This window comes from Phenylobacterium sp. (assembly GCF_041916435.1).
Taxonomy (GTDB): Bacteria; Pseudomonadota; Alphaproteobacteria; order Caulobacterales; family Caulobacteraceae; genus Phenylobacterium.
In genome coordinates, this window is record NZ_JAYRZM010000002.1 from 487,010 (window position 1) to 507,463 (window position 20,454).

Annotated in this window: 16 protein-coding genes; all 16 read left to right on the forward strand. The window is 70.4% G+C overall.

Going from position 1 to position 20,454, the window contains the following annotated elements; all coding sequences use genetic code 11:
• Window positions 1–559: 559 nt before the first annotated feature.
• The 16 genes from ACE3TA_RS07200 (at window position 560) to ACE3TA_RS07275 (ending at window position 20,452) form a co-directional block, all read left to right on the forward strand.
• Complete coding sequence (locus ACE3TA_RS07200; RefSeq protein WP_374572006.1) at window positions 560–1,750, forward strand: isopenicillin N synthase family dioxygenase; 1,191 nt, start codon at window positions 560–562, stop codon at window positions 1,748–1,750.
• Window positions 1,751–1,904: 154 nt separating this feature from the next.
• Entirely contained in the window at window positions 1,905–2,429 is a 525-nt protein-coding gene (locus ACE3TA_RS07205; protein ID WP_374572008.1) for a CopG family ribbon-helix-helix protein, read from the forward strand.
• A gap of 610 nt (window positions 2,430–3,039) precedes the next feature.
• On the forward strand, window positions 3,040–5,502 hold the full coding sequence (locus ACE3TA_RS07210) for a TonB-dependent receptor (protein WP_374572010.1): 2,463 nt from the start codon (window positions 3,040–3,042) through the stop codon (window positions 5,500–5,502).
• Between the two features lie 167 nt (window positions 5,503–5,669).
• Window positions 5,670–6,878: an MFS transporter gene (locus ACE3TA_RS07215; RefSeq protein WP_374572012.1), complete on the forward strand. Its 1,209-nt coding sequence runs from the start codon at window positions 5,670–5,672 to the stop codon at window positions 6,876–6,878.
• Entirely contained in the window at window positions 6,875–7,885 is a 1,011-nt protein-coding gene (locus ACE3TA_RS07220; RefSeq protein ID WP_374572014.1) for a LysR family transcriptional regulator, read from the forward strand. Before ACE3TA_RS07215 ends, ACE3TA_RS07220 begins: the two co-directional genes overlap by 4 nt.
• 89 nt (window positions 7,886–7,974) lie before the next feature.
• Window positions 7,975–8,982, forward strand: coding sequence for a fatty acid desaturase (locus ACE3TA_RS07225; protein WP_374572016.1), 1,008 nt, complete (start codon window positions 7,975–7,977; stop codon window positions 8,980–8,982).
• A 10-nt stretch (window positions 8,983–8,992) separates the two neighbouring features.
• Window positions 8,993–9,829, forward strand: coding sequence for a sugar phosphate isomerase/epimerase family protein (locus tag ACE3TA_RS07230; protein ID WP_374572018.1), 837 nt, complete (start codon window positions 8,993–8,995; stop codon window positions 9,827–9,829).
• A gap of 79 nt (window positions 9,830–9,908) precedes the next feature.
• The gene (locus ACE3TA_RS07235; RefSeq protein WP_374572020.1) at window positions 9,909–11,414 is read left to right on the forward strand and encodes a sulfotransferase; all 1,506 of its coding nucleotides are present in this window, start codon (window positions 9,909–9,911) and stop codon (window positions 11,412–11,414) included.
• Window positions 11,411–12,388: an MBL fold metallo-hydrolase gene (locus ACE3TA_RS07240; RefSeq protein ID WP_374572022.1), complete on the forward strand. Its 978-nt coding sequence runs from the start codon at window positions 11,411–11,413 to the stop codon at window positions 12,386–12,388. The genes ACE3TA_RS07235 and ACE3TA_RS07240 overlap by 4 nt, the downstream gene beginning before the upstream one ends.
• 203 nt (window positions 12,389–12,591) lie before the next feature.
• Entirely contained in the window at window positions 12,592–13,518 is a 927-nt protein-coding gene (locus tag ACE3TA_RS07245) for a VOC family protein (protein ID WP_374572024.1), read from the forward strand.
• A 14-nt stretch (window positions 13,519–13,532) separates the two neighbouring features.
• Window positions 13,533–14,390, forward strand: coding sequence for a fumarylacetoacetate hydrolase family protein (locus ACE3TA_RS07250; RefSeq protein ID WP_374572026.1), 858 nt, complete (start codon window positions 13,533–13,535; stop codon window positions 14,388–14,390).
• Between the two features lies 1 nt (window position 14,391).
• Entirely contained in the window at window positions 14,392–15,891 is a 1,500-nt protein-coding gene (locus ACE3TA_RS07255) for a bifunctional 3-(3-hydroxy-phenyl)propionate/3-hydroxycinnamic acid hydroxylase (RefSeq protein WP_374572028.1), read from the forward strand.
• Between the two features lie 71 nt (window positions 15,892–15,962).
• Window positions 15,963–16,634, forward strand: a complete 672-nt coding sequence (locus tag ACE3TA_RS07260; protein ID WP_374572030.1) for a TetR/AcrR family transcriptional regulator — start codon at window positions 15,963–15,965, stop codon at window positions 16,632–16,634.
• Window positions 16,631–18,193: an AMP-binding protein gene (locus tag ACE3TA_RS07265; protein ID WP_374572032.1), complete on the forward strand. Its 1,563-nt coding sequence runs from the start codon at window positions 16,631–16,633 to the stop codon at window positions 18,191–18,193. The genes ACE3TA_RS07260 and ACE3TA_RS07265 overlap by 4 nt, the downstream gene beginning before the upstream one ends.
• A gap of 124 nt (window positions 18,194–18,317) precedes the next feature.
• On the forward strand, window positions 18,318–19,283 hold the full coding sequence (locus ACE3TA_RS07270) for a bifunctional enoyl-CoA hydratase/phosphate acetyltransferase (RefSeq protein ID WP_374572034.1): 966 nt from the start codon (window positions 18,318–18,320) through the stop codon (window positions 19,281–19,283).
• Window positions 19,280–20,452, forward strand: coding sequence for an acetate/propionate family kinase (locus ACE3TA_RS07275; protein ID WP_374572036.1), 1,173 nt, complete (start codon window positions 19,280–19,282; stop codon window positions 20,450–20,452). The genes ACE3TA_RS07270 and ACE3TA_RS07275 overlap by 4 nt, the downstream gene beginning before the upstream one ends.
• The last annotated feature ends 2 nt before the right edge of the window (window positions 20,453–20,454 follow it).

The window sequence follows — 20,454 nt, forward strand, 5'->3', positions numbered from 1 at the left end:
GGGGGGGCGGGCCGCCGCAGCGGCGGCGGCCGCCCACGACAGCGACGGGACGACCGACATCCAGCGCCGGCTCGACCAGGGCCCGGCGGCGCTTCGGCGCATGGCCGCGATGCGGCGCGGGCTCCCAGGCCGCAGCGTCCGCGACGGCCGCGCACGTCATCGACATGACGACCGGGGGCTCGTTTCCAGGCCCCCAGACACTCCCCTTTCGCCCCCTTCCACGCGCCGCCGGCCGCTGGCGTGGGCGCGCCCGATGCGGACGGGCGGCGCGGCGGCGCAAGCACCGCCGCGCGGGCGTGGAGTCGGTTCTTGAAACCCTAAAGTTCGTTTGAACAATAACCTAATTTAGACCGCAGGCTTTGCGGCTATATACATGAAACAACTCTGATGTCGGGTGTTTAGGCGGTCGGGGAATGTTCGCCCGGCCGGCGCCGACTGAATGAGGGGTGTGCATTACGTGTGAAAAACGGCGGCCTGGGAGGCGTCTGCGGTCCAAGCTCGTGACAGGAGCAAGTGCGCGAGCATCATCGTGGGCGTCTGAGAGGTCTTGGAGACCGCGATGAGTGCTGACGTGCAAGACATGGATCGGAACGAGCCGGCGACCACGCACATGGGCGCCAGGAAGACGGCCGTCGACACGATCCCGGTGATCGACATTTCCGCGTTGCGTGGCGGCGACGAGGCGGCGCTGGCGGCCACCGTCGCGAAGATCGCCGAGGCCTGCGAGCGCGACGGCTTCTTCTACATCAAGAATCACGGGGTCCCCGAGGCGCTGATCCAGCGCACCTACGAGCTGTCGCGCCAGTTCCACTATTCGCCAAAGGAGCAGAAGCAGGCGGTGCACGTCTCCAACTCGCCGGGCACCCGCGGCTGGGTGCCGGACGGCGACAAGGACGACGACGGCGATCCGGAGCTCTACCGCCTGGTCGAGCCGAGCCCCGAGCACGACTACCTGACCAAGCCGCGGCTGCACGCGGCGTTCGACGTGGCCCTGGAGCTGCCGGAGGACGATCCGGACTTCCGGGCCGGCAACCTGATGCTGGTGCCCAACCAGTGGCCGGACTGGATCCCCGGCTTCCGCGAAGAGGTGATGGCCTATTACGACGCGGTCACCGAGGTGGGGCGGCAACTGTTCCGCGCCTTCGCCATCGCGCTGAACCTGCCCGAGGACTTCTTCGCCAAGCTGACGACCAAGGCGCCCTCGCAACTGCGGCTGCTGCACTATCCGCCGAACGACAAGCCGATGGACAACGACAACCTCGGCATCGGCGCGCACTCCGATTTCGAATGCTTCACCATCCTGCACACGGCCGGGCCGGGGCTGCAGGTGATGAACGCCGCCGACGAATGGATCGAAGCCCCGCCGATCCCGGGAACCTTCACGGTCAACGTGGGCGACATGATCGAGGGCTGGACCAACGGCCGCTTCAAGGCCACGCAGCACCGGGTGGTGAACACCGGCCAGGAACGCTTCTCGATCCCGCTGTTCTTCGCCGTCGACTACCACACCGTGGTGGAGCCGCTGCCGCAGTTCGTCTCGGCGGAGAACCCGCCGATGTACAACAAGATCGTGGCCGGCGATCACCTGGCGGGCTTCAGCGTCAATGGCGCCAAGCACCTGCGCAAGCGGATCTGCCGGGGCGAGCTGACGATCGACTTCCCGATCCACAAGGAAAACCCGTTCAAGCGCAAGGCGGTGAACGAGTACGAAGCGCCGGCGGCCGAGGCGGCGACGCCCCGCCTGGTCTGACCGGCCGGCCGGGCGCCCCGCGGGCCCGCCCGCTGTTCCATCCGTCCGCACAAGAAGCGCCGCGCCGGCTGTCCGGCGCGCGCAGCCGGCCGCGGACGCGACAATCCTTGGCTTCGAGGCCGGGCGATGCGCCTGGCCGACGGGAGAGGCGGCCTTGCGTAACTGGGCTTCAGCCGAAACGGACGACCGGCCCGCAGGCGGGGCCGAGCCCGCCAGGACAGGCGAGGGCTCGCAGACCGCACGGATCGCGATCAGCCTGCCTTGGCGGCTCCTGGGTCAGCTCGACGACATGGTGGCCCGGCGCGGCTCGCCCAGCCGCTCGCAGATGATCGCCGAACTCGCCCGTCACGAACTGGCGCAGGGGGAGGGCGGCGAGGCCGACGACCTGCTGGCCGGCGCCATCACCCTGATCTACCGCAAGGAAAGCGACCGGGTGAGCCATGGCCTCATGCGCGTGCAGGCCGCGTTCCTGCCCGAGGTGATCTCGTCGCAGCGCGTGTTCCTGGAGGAGGACCAGTCGCTGGAGGTGTTGCTGGTGCAGGGCACGAGCAGGCGCCTGGAGCAGCTCTGCGATTCCCTGCGGGCCGTCAGGGCGGTGCGCCAGCTCACGCTGGTGGCGACGCGGAGCCTCTTGCCGCCGCTGCACGCGCCCGGCGCCAAGACCGCCGGCGCGCTCTGACCGCCCGCTCGCGGGGCGCTCCGGGCGCCGCCGCGCCGGGCGCTTTCCCGTGCGCCGACGGTCGGGCTTCTTGCCGAAATTCCAAGGGGTTCGTGCCGCCTCGCGCGGCCGTTCGCGCGCCTTCCGCATGCGTAGCCGCGAGGCGCCGCGGTGTTACGATTTGCACAAGTCGTAGCAATGAGCCGAATTTAGCTTGGGCCGAAAAGATAATGATGGCGGCTCCTCAAATTTCGGGAGCAACTCTCAATATCACTTCTCGTGAAGTGCGGGATGTCGCGTAAGTCGATGTCGTAACGTTGGTATTCGTTGGGGGTGCAGCTTTGAGGTTGTCCTTGATCACGCGCCATACGTCTGGACGGGTCGTATTGTTGATCTAGAGCGAAAGTTCAATTTCGCTACGTCTAAAGTTTGCGTCGCTCGCGGGTGCGTCATGGTTCGCGTTAAGGGCCGCCCCATGACGGAAGCAACGCGGCGCGCCGCAATCGCGATACTTCCAGACCAGAAGTCTTAACACACGCACAAGTCATCGAGACTTGGAGCCGTCGCCTGCCGGTGGCGGTCAGGGGGAGCTGTTGGCTGCGCGCCACGCCGCAGAGAACTGGAGACGGAGATGAATGGAAAGTCGAGGCTATCGGCGGGGCTTCGCGCCCGCGGCCTTGTCAGCGGCATCGCTTTGCTCGCCGCGCTGGACGTCGCGGCCGCGCCGCGGCTGGCCCATGCGGACGAGGCGGCCGAGAGCGCCGAGAGCGGCCAACTGAGTGAAGTCGTCGTCACGGCGGCGCGCCGCGAAAGCACGGCGCTGACGACCCCGATCGACATCTCCGCGCTCACCGGGGCGGACCTGAGCCGGCAGGGCGTCAGCGACTTCCGCGACCTGACGCGCGCGGTGCCGGGGCTCGTCTACAACAGCGTCAGCCTGCGCGACGGCGGCGCCACCAACAGCTTCATCCTGCACGGGCTGAACCTGGACTCCATCAACGGCACCGGCGGCGACTCGCCGCTGAGCACCCAGTCGGCCGTGTCGGTCTACGTCAACGAGACGCCGAGCTTCGTGAACCTGCACCTGGCGGACGTGGAGCGCGTCGAAGTCCTGCGCGGGCCCCAGGCGACGCTCTACGGCGACGCCTCGATCGCCGGCACGGTGCGGGTGCTGTTCAACAAGCCGGACCTGAGCGGCCGCTCGGCCAGCCTCAACGCCGACACGAGCTGGACCCACCATGCGACCGCGCCGAACTATTCGGTGGACGCGGTGTTCAACCAGCCGATCTCGGACCACGTCGGCTTCCGGATCGCGGCGGGCTACACCTTCGACAAGGGCTTCATCAACGCCCCGCACCTCTACAAGGTCGACTCCAGCGGCAATCCGGTGCTGGCCGACCCCAGCGATCCGACCCACAGCCTGCCCTTGTCCACCTCGAAGAAGGGCGTCGACGACGGCGAGCTGGCCTATGTGCGCCCGATGCTGCTGTTCCAGGGCGACCGCTGGAGCGCGCTGTTCACCTATCAGCGCCAGCACGAGCATTCGGACGGGCCGAGCCAGGACAGCTATCCCGGCGGCCCCGGGCCGAGCTCGTTCTCGGTGGCCAATTCGCAGTCGGATCCGCCGTTCCAGAACGACAACTTCGACAGCGCCTTCCCGACCACCTTCGGCGAGTACGAGACCGGCGCGTTCATCCTGCAGCCGCTGACGCGCGACGTGGACGTGGGATCGCTGGAGGCCAGCTACGACCTGGGCTTCGCCACGCTGACCTCGGTGACCTCGGGCTACAAGCAGACCAGCCACAGCGTCAACGACAGCTCCGGCTTCTACCAGAAGAGCCTGGGCTTCTTCTATCAGGGCTATCCGCGGCTGCTGCTCGAAAGCCAGCGCGACTACCGCGACACCGCGTTCATCGAGGAGGTGCGGCTGGTCTCCAAGTCCGAAGGGCCGCTGACCTATTCGGTGGGGGCCTTCTTCATGGACCAGGTGAACCACTTGGTTCAGCAGGACTTCATGCGCGGCTTCACGGTGTATGAGAACGCGATCGGCGTCTGGAACACCGGCACCGACCTCGGCTACATCTTCGACCGCAAGATTCACTTCAAGGACACGGCCCTGTTCGGCGAGCTGGGCTACCAGGTCACCGACAAGCTGCAGCTCACCGGCGGCGTGCGCGTGTTCCGCCAGACGCTGGACATCAGCGCCATCAACGCCCTGCCGATCTGCGGCTTCTACTGCGCCACCGACCAGGTCGATCCCCTGGGCGCCACCTACGGCTCCGAGCGCGAGATCACCAAGAAGGCGCTGTGGAAGTTCAACGCCGCCTACAAGTTCATGCCGGGCTACCTGGCCTACTTCACCTTCTCGCAGGGCGAGCGGCGGGGCGGGGCCAACGGCGTGCCGACCATGGGCCCGTTCGCCGAGAGCCCGGACTTCCAGTTCTTCAGCCCCGACACCGTCGACAACTACGAAGCGGGCGTGAAGGGCCGGATCGGCGGGCGCTTCGAATTCTCCAGCGCGGTCTACTGGGTCGAGTGGAAGAACCCGCAGGTCAACGTGAGCACGCCGAACGGCTCGTTCCCGGCGGCGGTCAACGGGGAGGGCGCGCGCTCGCGCGGGGTGGACCTGGAGGCCCGCTTCCAGGTGAACCCGGCGCTGCGGCTGACGGCCACCTACGGCTACAACAAGGCCGAGCTGACCGCGCCGATCGAGGTGGCCGGGACGGTCTACGGCTCGTCGGGCACGGTCCTGCCGGGCACGCCGCACCACACCGCCAGCGTCGGCGCCGACTACGAGCACGACTTCAACGACGACCTGAAGCTCTTCGTGCACGGCGATGTCAGCTACCGCAGCAGCATGACGACCTCGCTGACGCCGTCGTCGAACGTGAACCTGCCGGGCTTCGCGATCCTCAACGGCCAGGTGGGGATGGAGCGCGGGCCGTACCGGTTCACGCTCTACGCGGACAACATCACCAACGCGCGCGGCGTGCTCTCCTCGCAGAACCTGCAGCGCTACGACGTGCGGGCCAAGAACAACCGCCTGTCGCGGCCGCTCACCGTGGGGCTGCGGTTCGCCTACGCGTTCAACTGACCGATCGGCGCCGCACCCCTTGGCAGCACTGATCTTGGGCGCCGCGCGTGTCGCGGCGCCCGCCCATCTTGCGCCCGGCGCGCAACGGCCGCCCCGGCCCATCGAAAGGTTCGAGACGCGGCCCGTCGTTGAAATCCTGGCGCCGTAGCCCGTGAAAGGTCCCGCCCATGCGGATTAGTCGTTCAGGCTTCGAAATTCTGTCGCTGATGGCGATGGCCATGGCGTGCGACCTGACGGGCTTCGTGATGCCCCTGATCGTCGCGGCGCTGGTCTCCAACCACGGGATGAGCGACGCGCAGGTCGGCTTCGTGGCCACGGCGCAGCTGATGAGCTGCGCGCTGCTGTCGTTCGCCCTGGCGCCGCGGGTGCGCAAGCTGGGGCCGAGGGCGACCATCGCCCTGGGGCTGCTGCTGGTGGGCGGCGGCAACGCCGTGACCCTGATCGCCCATGACCCCGGCGTGCTGATCCCGGCCCGGCTCGCCGCCGGCCTCGGCGAGGCGCTGGTCAATGTGGTGGTGGCGGTGCTGGTCGCCCGGCGCGCCGACCCGGACCGGGGCTTCGCCATGATCGCGATCGGAATCACCTCCGGGGCGGTCGCCGTCTTCGTCGCCGCGCCGCTGCTGACGCCCATGGTCGGCAAGGACGGCATCTTCTGGGCGCTGGCCGCCCTGCCGGCGCTGGTCCTGCCCCTGCTCGCGGGCGTGCAGACCAGACCGCTGGCGCAGACCGATCCGTTGCCGGATCCGGCCGTGGCGCACGCCCAGGCCGCGCCTTCCGCCTTCTTCGGCGTGAGCGTCCCGGGCCTGGCGCTGCTGGCCGGGGTGGTCGGCTTCGGCGTCGCCGGCAACGCCATCTTCATCTTCGTCGAGCGGATCGGCGAGGGGCTGGGGATCACCTACAACGAGATGGTCCACATGATGCTGTGGGTCACCGTCTGGACCGCCATCGGCCCGGTGGTGGCGCGGATGATCGGGGTGCGGTTCGGGCGGATGCCGGTGCTGGCCTTCGCCTTCATCGGCCTGGCGATCTCCGATCCGATGATGGGCGCGCCGGCCAATCCGACGGTCCTGTTCATCGGGCTGAACCTGGGCGGCTTCTGCCTGCTGTTCGCCCAGCCCTTCTATCAGGGGCTGATGGTGGCGATGGACGCGACCGGCCGGCTGATCACCCTGTCGCGGGGCGTGATCGCGGTGGGCAGCGCCATCACCCCCAGCATCGCCTCGCTGATGCTGCTGTCGGGCGGCGGCTTTCCGGCGATGGGTTACTGGTCGTCGGTCGTCGCGGTGCTGAGCCTGGGGCTGGTGTACTACGCCCACGTGTCCACCCAGCGCCGGGCCGCCGCGTCCGCGCCGGTCGGGGCGCTGCAACTGAAATGAACCAGGTGAGGGCGATCGACGCCGTGACAGACCCGCCGCCCGACAAGACCGCCGCCGGCCGCGAGCCGGGCGCCATGCGGCTGTCGCGCGCGCCGCAGGCGGTGTCCGATATGGATCTGCGCCTGCTGCGGGTGTTCATGGCGGTGGCCGACAACGGCGGGTTCGCCGCCGCCGAGGTGGCGCTGAACAAGTCGAAGTCGGCGATCAGCGTGGACATGTCCAGCCTGGAGCAGCGGCTCGGCGTGCGGCTGTGCGAGCGGGGCCGGGCGGGCTTCGCCCTGACGGCCCAGGGCGAGCTGGTGCACCGCGCCGCGCGCACGCTGTTCGAAAGCCTGGACGCCTTCTCCGCCGAGGTGGCGGGGGCGGCCACCCAGCTCACCGGGCGGGTGAACCTGGCGGTGATCGACAACCTCGGCTCCATCGCCGCCGAACCGATGATCTCGGCCATCCGGCAGTTCCGCCAGAAGCACCCGCTGATGCAGATCAGCATCCAGTCGGGGTCGGCCTCCGAGGTCGAGCGGGCGGTGCTCGACCGCACGGCCCAGGTCGGCATCTCGGTGCTGGCGCGTCCGGTGCCCGAACTGGACGCGGCCGAGCTGTTCGTCGAAGACCAGCTTCTCTACTGCGGGCGCGCCCATCCGCTGTTCGCCGTGCCGGACGAGGAGCTGACGCCGCAGCGCGTGGCCGAATATCCGGTGGTCTCCTTCACCCACGGCCTGGCCGCCGGCGCGCCGCCGGGCGGCGCACAGGCCGACAACCTGGACTGCCTGATCCTGGTGATCCTGGCCGGCGTCGACCTGGGCTTCGTGCCGCCGCACTACGCGCGCAGATGGGTGGAAAGCGGAGATCTGCGCGCGCTTCGGCCGGACCTCTACCTGCGCCAGAGCACGTTCTACTTGATGTCGCTGAAATCAGTGAAGCCCGCCCCCAGCACTCGAGAACTCGTCGGCGCGCTTTCCGAGGCGTTCAAAGTCTATCCGGTCGGCGGGCCGGCGATCGTTGAGTAGACGCTGAAGCGGGCTTCAGCTTTCTCGGATTTATGAGCGGCGGCGCTTACCGCATGTTGCTCAGATATTCAGCTTGAAGGGGTCGGTCCATGGATCAGGTGTTCGGTCCGCGCGGCATGGTGTCGTCAGAACGACTGAAGGAACTATCGGAAAAGTCGGACCTGCGCGGCTGGATGCAGGTGGTCAGCCACCTGGGCGCCATCGCCCTGACCGGATGGGGCATCCACGCGACCCTGGGCACGGCCTGGGTGGCGCTGCCGTTCTTCGCCCACGGGGTGCTGCTGAACTACCTCTACGCGGGCCAGCACGAGTTCAGCCATTCGACGGTGTTCAAGTCGCCGGGGCTGAACGAGTTCTTCGGCCGGCTGTTCGGCTTCATCACCCTGCACCCGCGCGACCGCGACCAGATCCAGCACTTCGCGCACCATCGCTATACGCAGAAGTGGCGCGAGGACGGCGAACTCTATCGGCCCACCTACACCCTGCGCAGCTATCTGATCGGCCTGACCGGCTTCTGGCTGGTGCGGCGCTTCCCCGGCATGATCATCGGCGCCGCGTTCGGCGGCCCCACCGAGCCCTACGTCCGCGGCAAGAACCGCGACAAGGTGATCCTGGAAGCGCGGGTGACCCTGGCGCTCTGGGTGGCGATCATCGCCGCGTCGGTCGCGTTCCGCAGTTGGGCGGTGCTGCTCTACTGGATCGGGCCGCTGGCGGTGACCAAGTGGGCCCACCAGATCCAGAACCTGATCGAGCATGTGGGCATGCCGCACGACGCCAACATCTTCGAGAACACTCGCAGCACCAGGACCAACGCCTTCATGCGCTGGATGTGCTGGAACATGCAGTACCACACCGCGCACCACGCCTATCCGTCGGTGCCGTTCTACCGCCTGAAGGACCTGCACCACGACGCCTTCACGGCCAACGGCCTGAAGCCGGCGACCATGACCTACCTCGGCTTCCAGATCGCCGTGATCAAGGCGCTGCGCGACAAGCCCGAGGCGGAGCATCCGGACGACAAGGTCTGGGTGGGCGAGGGGCTGACGCGGACCGCCCCGGCGGCGAACGCCCCGATCGCCGACAAGACGGCGGCATAGGGAGCGCGTAGTGAGCCGGCTTCTGATCTACCAATCGCTGTGGGCGAGCGAGCAACGCCTGCCCGACACGCCCGAGCGCAGCTACGAGGAGCGCTTCGACGAAGTGAAGGCCGCCGGCTTCGACGGCATGTCCGTCGATCTCGGCGCCCTGCCGCTGGACAAGGCCTGGGAGGTGGTTCCGCAGTACGCCCGCACGGGGCTGAGGGGCCTGGTCACCGCCTTTCCGCGGAGCATCGAGGACATCCGCCCGGCGATCCACTTCGCCAAGGAGATCGACTCGCCGTTCGTGGTCGTGGTCGGCTCGGTGACGCCGGTGACCATCGCCGGCATGATCCCGGTGGTGCGCCAGTGGCTGGCGATCGCCGAGGCCGAGGGCATGAAGCTGCACTTCGAGACCCACCGGCACTGCATCACCAACGACCTCTACATCGCCCTGCAACTGATGGACGCGATCCCGGAGATGGAGTTCAGCGCGGACCTGTCGCACTACGCCGTCGACCGCGAGCTCTACCTGCCGCTCTCGTCGCAACTGAGGGGCCAGTTCGACCGGGTGCTGGAGCGCTCCGCATCGTTCCAGGGCCGGGTCGCCTCGGGCCAGCAGATCCAGCTTCCGCTGCACTTTCCGCAGACTGCGAAGTGGCTGGAGCTGTTCAAGGGCTGGTGGCGGGACGGCTTCCGCTATTGGCGCGCGCGCAATCCGGACAGCGAGGACTGCGTCTTCCTGTGCGAACTGGGGCCGCGCGAGTACGCCATCACCGACGCCGAGGGCAGGGAGCTGTCCGACCGCTGGGAGGAAGCGCAGCAACTGCGCGAAATCGCGCTGCAATGCTGGACTGAGGCGGGCTGACCGGCCCGCGCCTTGCCGGCCGGGGCGGCGGCTGGTTCTGTCGTTCGAAAGACCTGGGAGCCTGGCGGCGCAGGAACGCATGACGGCCGCGGCGACACCTCCGAACCCGCCCCTCGCCGCCGCGGCGCGGGAGGCGCTGCGCCTGCTGCAGGCCCGCCGCCCGGGCCAGGCGCTGGCGGTGCTGGCGGCCTTGCCGGCCGAGCAGCAGGGCGCGCCGGCGGCGCTCGCGCTGACGGCCTACGCCCACAGCCTAGCGGGCGCCTTCGACGAGGCGCTGCGCGCGGCCAGGCGCTGCATGTCGGCGCCGGCGGGGCTGGACCTGATGTCGATGGAGCTGGCCGGGCTAAGCTTCACCCTCTGCCACCGGCCCGCAGAGGCCTATGAGGTGTTCCGCCGGGCGGCGGAGCTCGCGCCGGACAACCCGTCGGTGCTGCACAACCTGGCCGCCACCGCGCGCTTCATGGGCCGGGCGAACGAGGCCGAGGACGCCTACGACCGCCTGCTGGCGCGCCTTCCCGCCGACTGGCCGGCCTGGCGCAACCGCTCCGAACTGCGCCGGCAGACGGCGGAGCGCAACCACGTGGAGGCCCTGAAGGCCGCGCTCGCCCGGGCCCCGGCCGGCGAGCCGCAGGCCCAGCTCGCCTATGCGCTCGGCAAGGAGCTGGAGGACCTGGGCGATTTCGCCGGCGCCTTCGCCAGCTTCAGGCGCGGGGCCGAGGCCCGCCGCGCGCGGATGCGCTACGACGTTGCCGCCGACGCCGCCTCCGTCGACCTGATCGGCGAGGTGTTCGACGCCGAATGGTGCCGGCCGGGCAGGGCGGGGGCGGCCGGCGCCGGGCCGATCTTCATCCTGGGGATGCCGCGCGCCGGCTCGACGCTGCTGGAGAGCCTGATCGGCCGCCACTCGCAGGTGCAGCCGCTGGGGGAGCTGCAGAGCTTCGGCTCGGCGGTGGTCGGCGCGGTGCTGAAGAGCCGGCCGGCGCCGCCCGCCGACAAGGACGCGCTGATCCGCGCGGCGCGCGAGGTCGACCCTGCCGCGATCGGCCGGGCCTATCTGGACGCGGTTCGTCCCCTGCGCGACGAGCGGGCCTGGTTCACCGACAAGCTGCCGATCAACTTCCTCTACGCCGGCCTGATCGCGCGGGCGCTGCCGCAGGCGCGGATCGTCCATATCCGGCGCACGCCGATCGACGCCTGCATGGCGATCTACAAGACCCTGTTCGACGAGGCGTATCCGTTCTCCTACGACCTGGCCGAGCTCGGCCGCTACTACGGCGCCTATCTGCGGCTGATGGATCACTGGCGCGAAGCGCTGGGCGAGCGGCTGATCGAGCTGAGCTACGAAGACCTGGTGGGCGCGCCGAACGCGGTGGTCGCCCGCGTGCTGGGGCGTATCGGCCTGCCGCCTGAAGCGGTGACGGAAGCCGCCGGCGCAGCGCCGGTGATGACGGCGAGCGCCTCCCAGGTGCGCGAGCCGATCCACGATCGCTCGCTGGCGGCGATCCGCAGCTATCTGCCCTATCTCGGCGAACTGGAGGCGGCCCTGGCCGAAGCTGGCGCATCCGTGAAGGGAGCCGCTCGATGAAGCGGAGGAGGCTGGCCCTGTGGCTCGGCGCGGCGGTCGCGGCGCTGATCGGGCTGTGCGTGACGTTCGCGCCCTACCTGTTCACCGAGCTGTTCATCGTCTTCGAGCGGGACTTGCACGTCAGCCTCATGCCGCCGACGCAGAACGCCGCGTCGTTCCGGCCCAGGCCTGGCGCGCCGCTCGGCGAGGTGATCGACGGCTACTGGCGCGTCCAGCAGATCGCGCCGGACACCTGGGCGATCGGCGAGCCGCAGGACGCGCCGGACAACTACGAGTACCTGCTGGTCGGCCAGAGCCGGGCGCTGCTGATCGACGCGGGCGCGACGCGCCGCGACATCCACCAGGCGCTCTCGCGCCTGACGAAGCTGCCGGTGACGGTGATCCCCAGCCACCTTCACTTCGACCACACCAACGGGCTTTCGCACTTCACCTCGATCGCCCTGATCGACACGCCGCAGACCCGCGCCCGCGAGAAGGACGGCGTGGTGCGGCTGGGCCGCTATCAGTACATCGGCTCGGACGGGCCGGTGTTCCGCCCGACGCAATGGGTCAAGCCGGACGAATGGATCGACCTGGGCGGACGGCGCGTGCAGGTGTTGCTCACGCCCGGCCATACGGCGACGTCGGTGTCGATCCATGACCCCGAGCGCAAGCTGCTGTTCACCGGCGACCTGATCTACCCGACCTCGCTCTACGTCTTCCTGCCGGATTCCAGCCTGTCGGCCTATCGGACCACGGCCGCGCGGCTGCTGGCGGCCATGCCGGCCGACACGACGATCTACGGGGCGCACTGTTGCCGCAACGACGGGCCGCCGCAGGCGCCGTGGCTGAGCATGAGCGACCTGCGTGATGTGGACACCGCGGTCGCGGCCATCCAGGCTGGCCAGGCGAAGGGGCGGGGCGTGTTCATCCGGCGCTTCCCGGTCAACGGCCGCATGACCCTGCTGACGCTCTATCCGCTCGCCAATCACTGAGCGCATCCCGCCGGCGGCCGTCGCGCCGGCTCGTTGTGACGAATTAGTCAGATATCCTTGAGCTCCGGCTTCGCGCCGTGGCGTCGACGCGTCGAATCGCCTTTGAAAATTAGGCCGAGTCTAGATTTTCACGGCCCCGCTTGCGTGTTGGGAGCGTGCGCGCCATAATCTGACGAAATAGTCAACTAAAGGGTGGCGACGCCATGGGCATCATTCGGGTCGAGGACGTCTCGCACGTCCGCTTCCGCGCGCCGGACCTCGGGGAGATGCGCGCGTTCCTCGAGGACTTCGGCCTTACGATCGTCGAAAGCCGGGCCGGCCGGCTCTGCGCCCGCGGCGCGGGCCGCGCTCCGGTGGCGCACATCACTGAGCTGGGCGAGGCGGGCTTCGCCGCGGTCGGCCTGCGCGCGGCGAGCCTCGCCGACCTGGAGACCCTGGCCAGGGCCGAGGGCGTGGCGGTGGACGATTTCGACGCGCCCGGCGGCGGCAAGCTGGCGGTGCTGACCGACCCCAACGGCCATCGGGTGGAGGTGGTCGCCGGCCAGGCGCCGGCCGAGCCGCTGCCGGTTCCGGCGCCGCAGCCCTGGAACCAGGGCGCCGAGCACGACCGCCTGCGCGCGGCCAAGCGCATCGCCGCGGGGCCGGCCTGCGTGCTGCGGCTGGGCCACGTGGTGCTGAACGTGGCCGACTTCCGCGCCTCGGAGGCCTGGTACAAGGCGCGCTTCGGCTTCATCACCTCCGACGAGATCCGGCTGGGGCCGGACTTCGCCCTGGGCGCCTTCATGCGCTGCGACCGGGGCGACACGCCCACCGACCACCACACCCTGTTCCTGGCGCAGAGCCCCAAGGGCGCGGGGTTCAACCACGCCGCCTTCGAGGTGGCCGATCTGGACGACCTGATGCGCGGCCACGAGCGGCTGAAGGGCGCCGGGCGCCACGCCGAGTGGGGCGTGGGCCGCCACATCCTGGGCAGCCAGGTGTTCGACTACTGGCGCGACCCCTGGGGCCACACCCTGGAGCACTGGACCGACGGCGACCTGTTCACCGCGGCCGACGGCTCCAACGTCGCCTCCCTGGAAGACCTGCTCGGCGTGCAATGGGGCCCGCCGGCGCCGCCCACCATGGCCTGAAGGACCCGTCCCACATGAAGCTCGCCACATTCGACGCCGGCGCCGGCGCCCAGCTCGGCGTCGTCGAGAACGACCGCATCATTCCTCTGGCCGCCGCCGCGCCGGGCCTGCCGGCCGAGATGATCGACCTGATCGCCGAGTGGCCGAAGGTCGAAGGCGAGGTCCGCGCGATCGCCGCGGCCGGGGCGGGGGCGCTGGCCCTGGACCAGGTGCGCCTGAAGGCGCCGATCCGCCGGCCGGGCAAGATCATGGCCATCGGCCTGAACTACGCCGACCACATCGCCGAGAGCAAAATGGGGACGCCCGAGCACCAGATCTGGTTCTCCAAGGCCTCCACCGCGGCCAACGGGCCGTTCGACCCGATCGAGGTTCCCAAGGTCTCCCAGGCCCTGGACTACGAGGCCGAGATGGTGGCGGTGATCGGCCGGGGCGGGCGGCACATCTCCAAGGCCGACGCGCCGGGCGCGGTGTTCGGCTATTGCTGCGGCAACGACGCCACCGAGCGCGCCTGGCAGCACCGCACGCCGCAGTGGGTGCTGGGCAAGTCGTTCGACACCCACGCCCCGTTCGGCCCCTGGATCACCACGGCCGACGAGGCGCCGGACCCCCACGCCCTGTCGATCCGCTGCCTGGTGAACGGCGAGGTGCGCCAGGAGTCCAACACCCGCCACCTGGTGTTCAACGTCTGGGATCAGATCGAGCACCTGTCACAGGCCATGACGCTGGAGCCCGGCGACCTGATCTACACCGGCACCCCCGGCGGGGTGGGTGCGGCGATGAAGCCGATGCAGTTCCTGAAGGCCGGCGACCACGTGCGCGTGGAGATCGAGGGCCTGGGCGCGATCGACAACCCCTGCGAGGCGGAGGCCTAGGATGGCGGATCAGGCTTTCGACTGCGACGTGCTGGTCGTCGGGCTGGGCCCGGTGGGCGCGGCCATGGCGGCCCTGCTGGTGCGCCAGGGGATCGACGTGATCGCCATCGACAAGGACACCGCGGTCTATCCGCTGCCGCGGGCGGTGCACTTCGACCACGAGATCATGCGCCTGTTCCAGCAACTCGGCGTGGCCGAGGAGGTCCGCCGCCACGCGCGCGAGACGCCGGCCTACGAGTTCCGCGCGGCGGACGGGGCGCTCCTGATGCGGCTGGAGCCGGCGCCGAGCACGCCCTCCGGCTGGGCCTCGGGCTACATGTTCCACCAGCCGAGCCTGGAGGTGGCGCTGCGCGACGTGCTGGCCACGTCCGAGCGCGCCGACGTGCGCCTGGGCTGGTGCTTCGATGGGCTGAGCCAGGACGGCGAAGGCGTCAGCGCGACGGCGGTCGGCCCGGACGGGGAACGCTCCACGATCCGCGCCCGCTGGCTGGTGGGCTGCGACGGCGCCCGCAGCCTGGTGCGCGAGGCGATCGGGGCGGGGCTGGACGACCTGCAGTTCGACGAGCCCTGGCTGGTGGTCGACGCCAGGGTGGAGGCCGGCGCGCGCACGCCGGGCGTGAACCTGCAGGTGTGCGATCCGGAGCGGCCGACCACCTGCGTCCTCGGTGGGCCGGGCCGCCACCGCTGGGAGTTCATGCTGCTGCCGGGCGAAACGCCCGAGTCGATGCTGAACGACGCGCTGATCGAGCGGCTGATCGCGCCCTGGGACTGCGGGCCCGTCACGATCGAACGCAAGGCGGTCTACCGCTTCCACGGGCTGGTGGCCGACCGCTGGCGGGCCGGGCGGGTGCTGCTGGCCGGGGACGCCGCGCACCAGACCCCGCCGTTCGCCGGGCAGGGCATGTGCTCGGGCCTGCGCGACGCGGCGAACCTGGCCTGGAAGCTCCAGGCGGTGCTGGCGGGCGTGGCCGACGAGGCGCTGCTGGACAGCTACCAGACCGAGCGCGACCCGCACGTGCGCGCCCTGATCGCCCTGGCCATCGGCATGGGACGGGTGGTCTGCACCCTGGATCGCGAGGCGGCGGCGGCGCGCGACGCGCAGATGCTGGCCCAGCGCGAGCGCGGCGGCGGGGCCCTGCCGCCGATGCAGGCCGCGCCGTTCGCGGCGGGCTGCGTGCTGGCGGGCTCGCCCGGCGCCGGGACCATGTTCCCGCAGCCCTGCGTCGGCGAGGGCGCGCGGCCGGCGCGGCTGGACGACGTGCTCGGCGAGGGGCCGTGGCTGATCTCGCGGGCGCCGGCGGCGATCGAGGGCGTGCGCGTTTTCGACCTGGACGGCGAGGCCCTGGCGCCCTTCCGCGCGAAGGTGGCGGCCTGGCTCGACGGCCACCAGGGCGAGGCGGTGCTGGTGCGGCCGGACCGCTACGTCTTCGGGACCGGATCGGCGGCCATCCTGGCCGCGGCCTGGCGCGAGGCGCTCAATCCCCTGCGGCGAGCTGCGTGAAGCCCTTTGCGCAGGCGGCCGCGGCGGCCATTGTCCGGGGCGTGACAGTGCCTGGAACGGAGTCGCTGGAAATGACGAACGGCGCGCGGCGCAACCCACGGGCGGAGCGGACCCGCGCCGCCTTGATCGGCGCGGGCCGGAGGCTGTTCAGCGAGCGCCCCGTCGACGCGGTGACGGTGGACGACATCGTCCAGGCGGCCGATGTCGGAAAGGGCAGCTTCTACAATCACTTCACCGACCGCGAGGCGCTGGTGCGGGCGATCTCCGGGCAGATCCGCGCCAGCATCGAGACCGCCGTCGACCGGGCCAACGCAGACGAGACCGACGCGGCGCGGCGCATGGCGCGGGCCGTGTGCATCTACCTGCGCTACGCCGTCGACGAGCCGGAGCCGGCCCGCGTGCTGGTGCGAATCTACAGCGGCCACACCTCGCTGAGCGCGCCCTTGAACCGGGGGCTGGTGGACGACATCGCCAAGGGCCTGGCTTCCGGGCGCTTCACCGTCTCCACCCTGGAGACGGGCGTGCTCTTCGTGCTGGGCGTGGCGCAAATGGCGCTGGTGCGGGTGGCCCAGGAGCCGACGCTCAGCCTGGCGGTGAGCCTGTCCCAGCAGATGTGCGCCCTGTTACTGCGCGGCCTCGGCGTTGCGCCGCAGGAGGCCGAGCTGATCGCCGCCCAGGCCAGCGACGAGATCGTCCGCCAGGGCGTCTACGCCACGACCCTTCCCTCAGGAGCCCCGCATTGAGCCCGCGCCCGCTCACGCCCTTCGAGGGCATGGACATCCGCACCCTGATCGACGAGCAGGCCGAGCGCCGGGGCGAGCATCCGTTCCTGATCTGGGAGCCCTTCGAGGGCGAGGGACGGAGCTGGAGCTACGCCGAGTTCGGCCGGACGATCCGCCGCTTCGCCGCCGGACTGCAGGCGCGCGGGGTGAAGACCGGCGAGCGGGTGCTGGTGCACCTGGACAACTGTCCGGAGTCGGTGATCGCCTGGCTGGGCTGCGCCTACGCCGGCGCCGTGGCGGTGACCACCAACGCCAAGTCCGCCGAGGACGAGATCGCCTATTTCGCCAGCCACAGCGGCGCGGTGGGGGCGATCACCCAGCCGCGCTTCGCCGGCCTGGTGGCCGCGGCCGCCCCGCAACTGAAGTGGCGCGCGGTCACCGAGACCGACAACGGCGCGCCGCCGCTGAGCGACGCGCCCGGCTTCGAGCCGTTCGCGGCGATCGACGGCGATCCGGACGCCCTGGCCCGGCGCGGGCATGATCCGTGGGCGCACTTCGGCATCCAGTACACATCCGGGACCACGGCGCGGCCGAAGGCCGTGCTCTGGACCCACGCCAACGCCCTTTGGGGGGCCAAGATGTGCGCCACGCACGAGGACCTGCGCGCCGAGGACGTGCACCTGGCGCACCTGCCGCTGTTCCACACCAACGCCCAGGCCTATTCGGTGCTGGCCTCGCTCTGGGCGGGGGCGAGCGTGATCCTGCAGCCGCGCTTCTCGGCTTCGCGTTTCTGGCCGGTGTCGCTGAAGCACGGGGCGACCTGGACCTCGGTGGTGCCGTTCTGCGTCAAGGCGCTGGCGACGCAGCCGATCCCGGAGCGGCATTCCTACCGCTTCTTCGGCAACGCCATCTGCGAGCCGGCGTGGGACAAGGTGTTCGGGGTCAAGACCATCGGCTGGTGGGGCATGACCGAGACCATCGCCCACGGCGTGGTCGGCTCGGCGCACCGCAAGGACGCGCCCATGTCGATGGGCCGGCCGGCGCCAGGCTATGAGATCCACGTGCTCGACGAGGCCGGCGAGCCGGTGCGGCCGGGCCAGGTGGGCGACCTCTTCGTCGGCGGCCAGCGCGGGGTTTCGCTGTTCCTGGAATACGCGGGCGATCCGGAGGCCACGGCCAAGGCGTTCCGGCCGGACGGCCTGTTCATCACCGGCGACCGGGTGCGGCTGGGCGAGGACGGCTATCTCTATTTCGCCGACCGGGCCAAGGACATGCTGAAGGTGGGCGGCGAGAACGTGGCGGCCTCGGAGATCGAGCGGGTGATCGCGGCCGTGCCGGGCGTGGCCGAAGTGGCCGTGGTGGCCATGAAGCATCCGATGCTGGACGAGGCGCCGGCGGCCTTCGTCATCCCCCAGGCCGGGCACGGCGCCGACCTTTCCGAGGCGATCGCGGCGGCCTGCGCCAAGGCGCTGGCGGGCTTCAAGCAGCCGCACGTGATCCGCCTGGTCGACAGCCTGCCCAGATCGACCCTGGAGAAGGTGGCCAAGGCCGAGCTGCGGGCGATGCTCGCCCGGGACTAGGCGCGCGCCGCCGACGGACGGCCATCGCATTGCAAAGAAGAATTTTTTGCGATGCAGCAAATCCAGCCGCTGCGAGCGTGCTATGGTCCGCGCCGTTCCCTTCGGAAGCCAAGGCGTGTTGGTGATGGCGACTGACGGCCGGCCGGCCAGGCCCAACGATCATGCGTGGTACACGGCGCTGCTGGCGCGATGCGACGGCGTAACGCCGGTGGCCACGGCGGTGGTGCATCCGTGCGACGCGCTATCGCTCGGGGCCGCCGTGGAGGCGGCGCAACTGAAGCTCATCGACCCCATCCTGGTGGGCCCCGAGGCGAAGATACGCCAGGCCGCCGAGGAGGCCGGGCTGGACATCTCCGGCTATCGCCTGGAGCCGGTCGCGCACAGCCACGCCGCGGCCGCCCGCGCCGTCGCGTTGGTGCGTGAGGGCCAGGCGGGGCTGGTGATGAAGGGCGCGCTGCACACCGACGAGCTGATGCACGAGGTGGTGGCCGACGACACCGGGCTGCGCACCGAGCGGCGGATCAGCCACGTCTTCCTGATGGACGTGCCCGACTTCGGGCGTCCGCTCCTGATCACCGACGCGGCGATCAACATCGCGCCCGACCTGGAGACCAAGCGCGACATCGTCCAGAACGCCATCGACCTGGCGCGGGTGATGCGGATCGAGCAGCCGAAGGTGGCGATCCTGTCGGCGGTGGAGACGGTCAATCCGAAGCTTCAGTCGACCATCGACGCGGCCGCCCTGTGCAAGATGGCCGACCGGGGCCAGATCGCCGGCGGCGTGCTGGACGGCCCCCTGGCGTTCGACAACGCGATCAGCAAGGAGGCGGCGGCCGAAAAGGGGATCGTCTCGCCGGTGGCCGGCGCGGCCGACATCCTGGTGGCGCCGGACCTGGTGTCGGGCAACATCCTGGCCAAGCAGCTCACCTTCATCGCCCACGCGGACGCCGCCGGCGTGGTGCTGGGCGCGCGTATCCCGATCATCCTGACCAGCCGCGCCGACGCCGAGCGCACGCGCATCGCCTCCTGCGCCGTGGCCGTCCTGATGTCGCGGCAGGACATGCTGGCGGTGAAGCCGGCCATCCGATGACGGACGCCGTCCTCACCCTGAACGCGGGCTCGTCGAGCCTGAAGTTCAGCATCTTCGAGTGGTCGGACGGCGCCCTGCGCCGCACGGCGGACGGCCAGATCGAGGGGATCGGCGTCGCCCCGCACTTCGTCGCGCGCGCCGAGGACGGAGCGGTGGCCGAGCGGCGCTGGGCGTCCGGCGCCGGCCTCAGCCACGAGGAACTGCTGGGCGAACTGCTGGACTGGGCTCAGAGCCATCTCGGCGGCGACCGGCTGGCGGCGGCCGGCCACCGGATCGTGCACGGCGGGTCCGAATTCGCCGCCCCGGCGCGGCTGGACCCGGCGACGATCGCCAAGCTGGAAGCGCTGACGCCGCTGGCGCCGCTGCACCAGCCGCACAACCTGGCCGCCGTCCGCGCGGTGGCCGCGCTTCGGCCGGACATCGCCCAGGTCGGCTGTTTCGACACGGCCTTCCACCGGGGCCACGCGCCGGAGGTGGACCGCTTCGGCCTGCCGCGGGAATGGGAGGCCAAGGGCGTGAAGCGCTACGGCTTCCACGGCCTGTCCTACGAATTCATCGTCGGGCGGATGCGCGAACTGGCGCCCGAGCTCGTGGAGGGCCGGCTGGTGGCCGCCCACCTGGGGGCCGGGGCCAGCCTCTGCGCCATCGCCGGCGGACGCAGCGTGGACACCACCATGGGCTTCACGGCGCTGGACGGGCTGGTGATGGCCACCCGCTGCGGCGCGCTGGATCCGGGGGCCGTGCTCTATCTGGCCCAGACCCTGACCCCCGGCGAGATCGAGACGGTGCTCTACAAGCGCTCAGGCCTGCTGGGGGTCTCGCAGGTCAGCAGCGACATGCGCGAGCTCCTGGCCAGCGACGACCCGCGGGCGGGGGAGGCGGTGGACCTGTTCGTCTTCCGCATCGTGCGCGAGATCGGCGCGCTGGCGGCCAGCATGGGGGGGCTGGACGGGATCGTCTTCACCGCCGGCATCGGCGAGCACTCGCCGGAGATCCGCGCGCGGGTCTGCGCGCGCCTGCAGTGGCTCGGCGTCAGCCTGGATCCAGAGGCCAACGCGAGGGGGGAGGGGCGGCTGAACGGTCCTGAGGCGCGCGTCGCGGTGTGGGCCGTGGCGACCGACGAGGACCACATGATCGCCCATCACACCTGGGACCTTCTGAAACGGTGAGC

What these genes read in the sequence shown, in the direction of transcription:
- ACE3TA_RS07200 (WP_374572006.1), top strand. Translation starts at nt 560, where the DNA reads ATGAGTGCTGACGTGCAAGACATGGATCGGAACGAGCCGGCGACCACG.
- ACE3TA_RS07210 (WP_374572010.1), top strand. Translation starts at nt 3,040, where the DNA reads ATGAATGGAAAGTCGAGGCTATCGGCGGGGCTTCGCGCCCGCGGCCTT.
- ACE3TA_RS07215 (WP_374572012.1), top strand. Translation starts at nt 5,670, where the DNA reads ATGCGGATTAGTCGTTCAGGCTTCGAAATTCTGTCGCTGATGGCGATG.
- ACE3TA_RS07220 (WP_374572014.1), top strand. Translation starts at nt 6,875, where the DNA reads ATGAACCAGGTGAGGGCGATCGACGCCGTGACAGACCCGCCGCCCGAC.
- ACE3TA_RS07225 (WP_374572016.1), top strand. Translation starts at nt 7,975, where the DNA reads ATGGATCAGGTGTTCGGTCCGCGCGGCATGGTGTCGTCAGAACGACTG.
- ACE3TA_RS07235 (WP_374572020.1), top strand. Translation starts at nt 9,909, where the DNA reads ATGACGGCCGCGGCGACACCTCCGAACCCGCCCCTCGCCGCCGCGGCG.
- ACE3TA_RS07240 (WP_374572022.1), top strand. Translation starts at nt 11,411, where the DNA reads ATGAAGCGGAGGAGGCTGGCCCTGTGGCTCGGCGCGGCGGTCGCGGCG.
- ACE3TA_RS07245 (WP_374572024.1), top strand. Translation starts at nt 12,592, where the DNA reads ATGGGCATCATTCGGGTCGAGGACGTCTCGCACGTCCGCTTCCGCGCG.
- ACE3TA_RS07250 (WP_374572026.1), top strand. Translation starts at nt 13,533, where the DNA reads ATGAAGCTCGCCACATTCGACGCCGGCGCCGGCGCCCAGCTCGGCGTC.
- ACE3TA_RS07255 (WP_374572028.1), top strand. Translation starts at nt 14,392, where the DNA reads ATGGCGGATCAGGCTTTCGACTGCGACGTGCTGGTCGTCGGGCTGGGC.
- ACE3TA_RS07260 (WP_374572030.1), top strand. Translation starts at nt 15,963, where the DNA reads ATGACGAACGGCGCGCGGCGCAACCCACGGGCGGAGCGGACCCGCGCC.
- ACE3TA_RS07270 (WP_374572034.1), top strand. Translation starts at nt 18,318, where the DNA reads ATGGCGACTGACGGCCGGCCGGCCAGGCCCAACGATCATGCGTGGTAC.
- ACE3TA_RS07275 (WP_374572036.1), top strand. Translation starts at nt 19,280, where the DNA reads ATGACGGACGCCGTCCTCACCCTGAACGCGGGCTCGTCGAGCCTGAAG.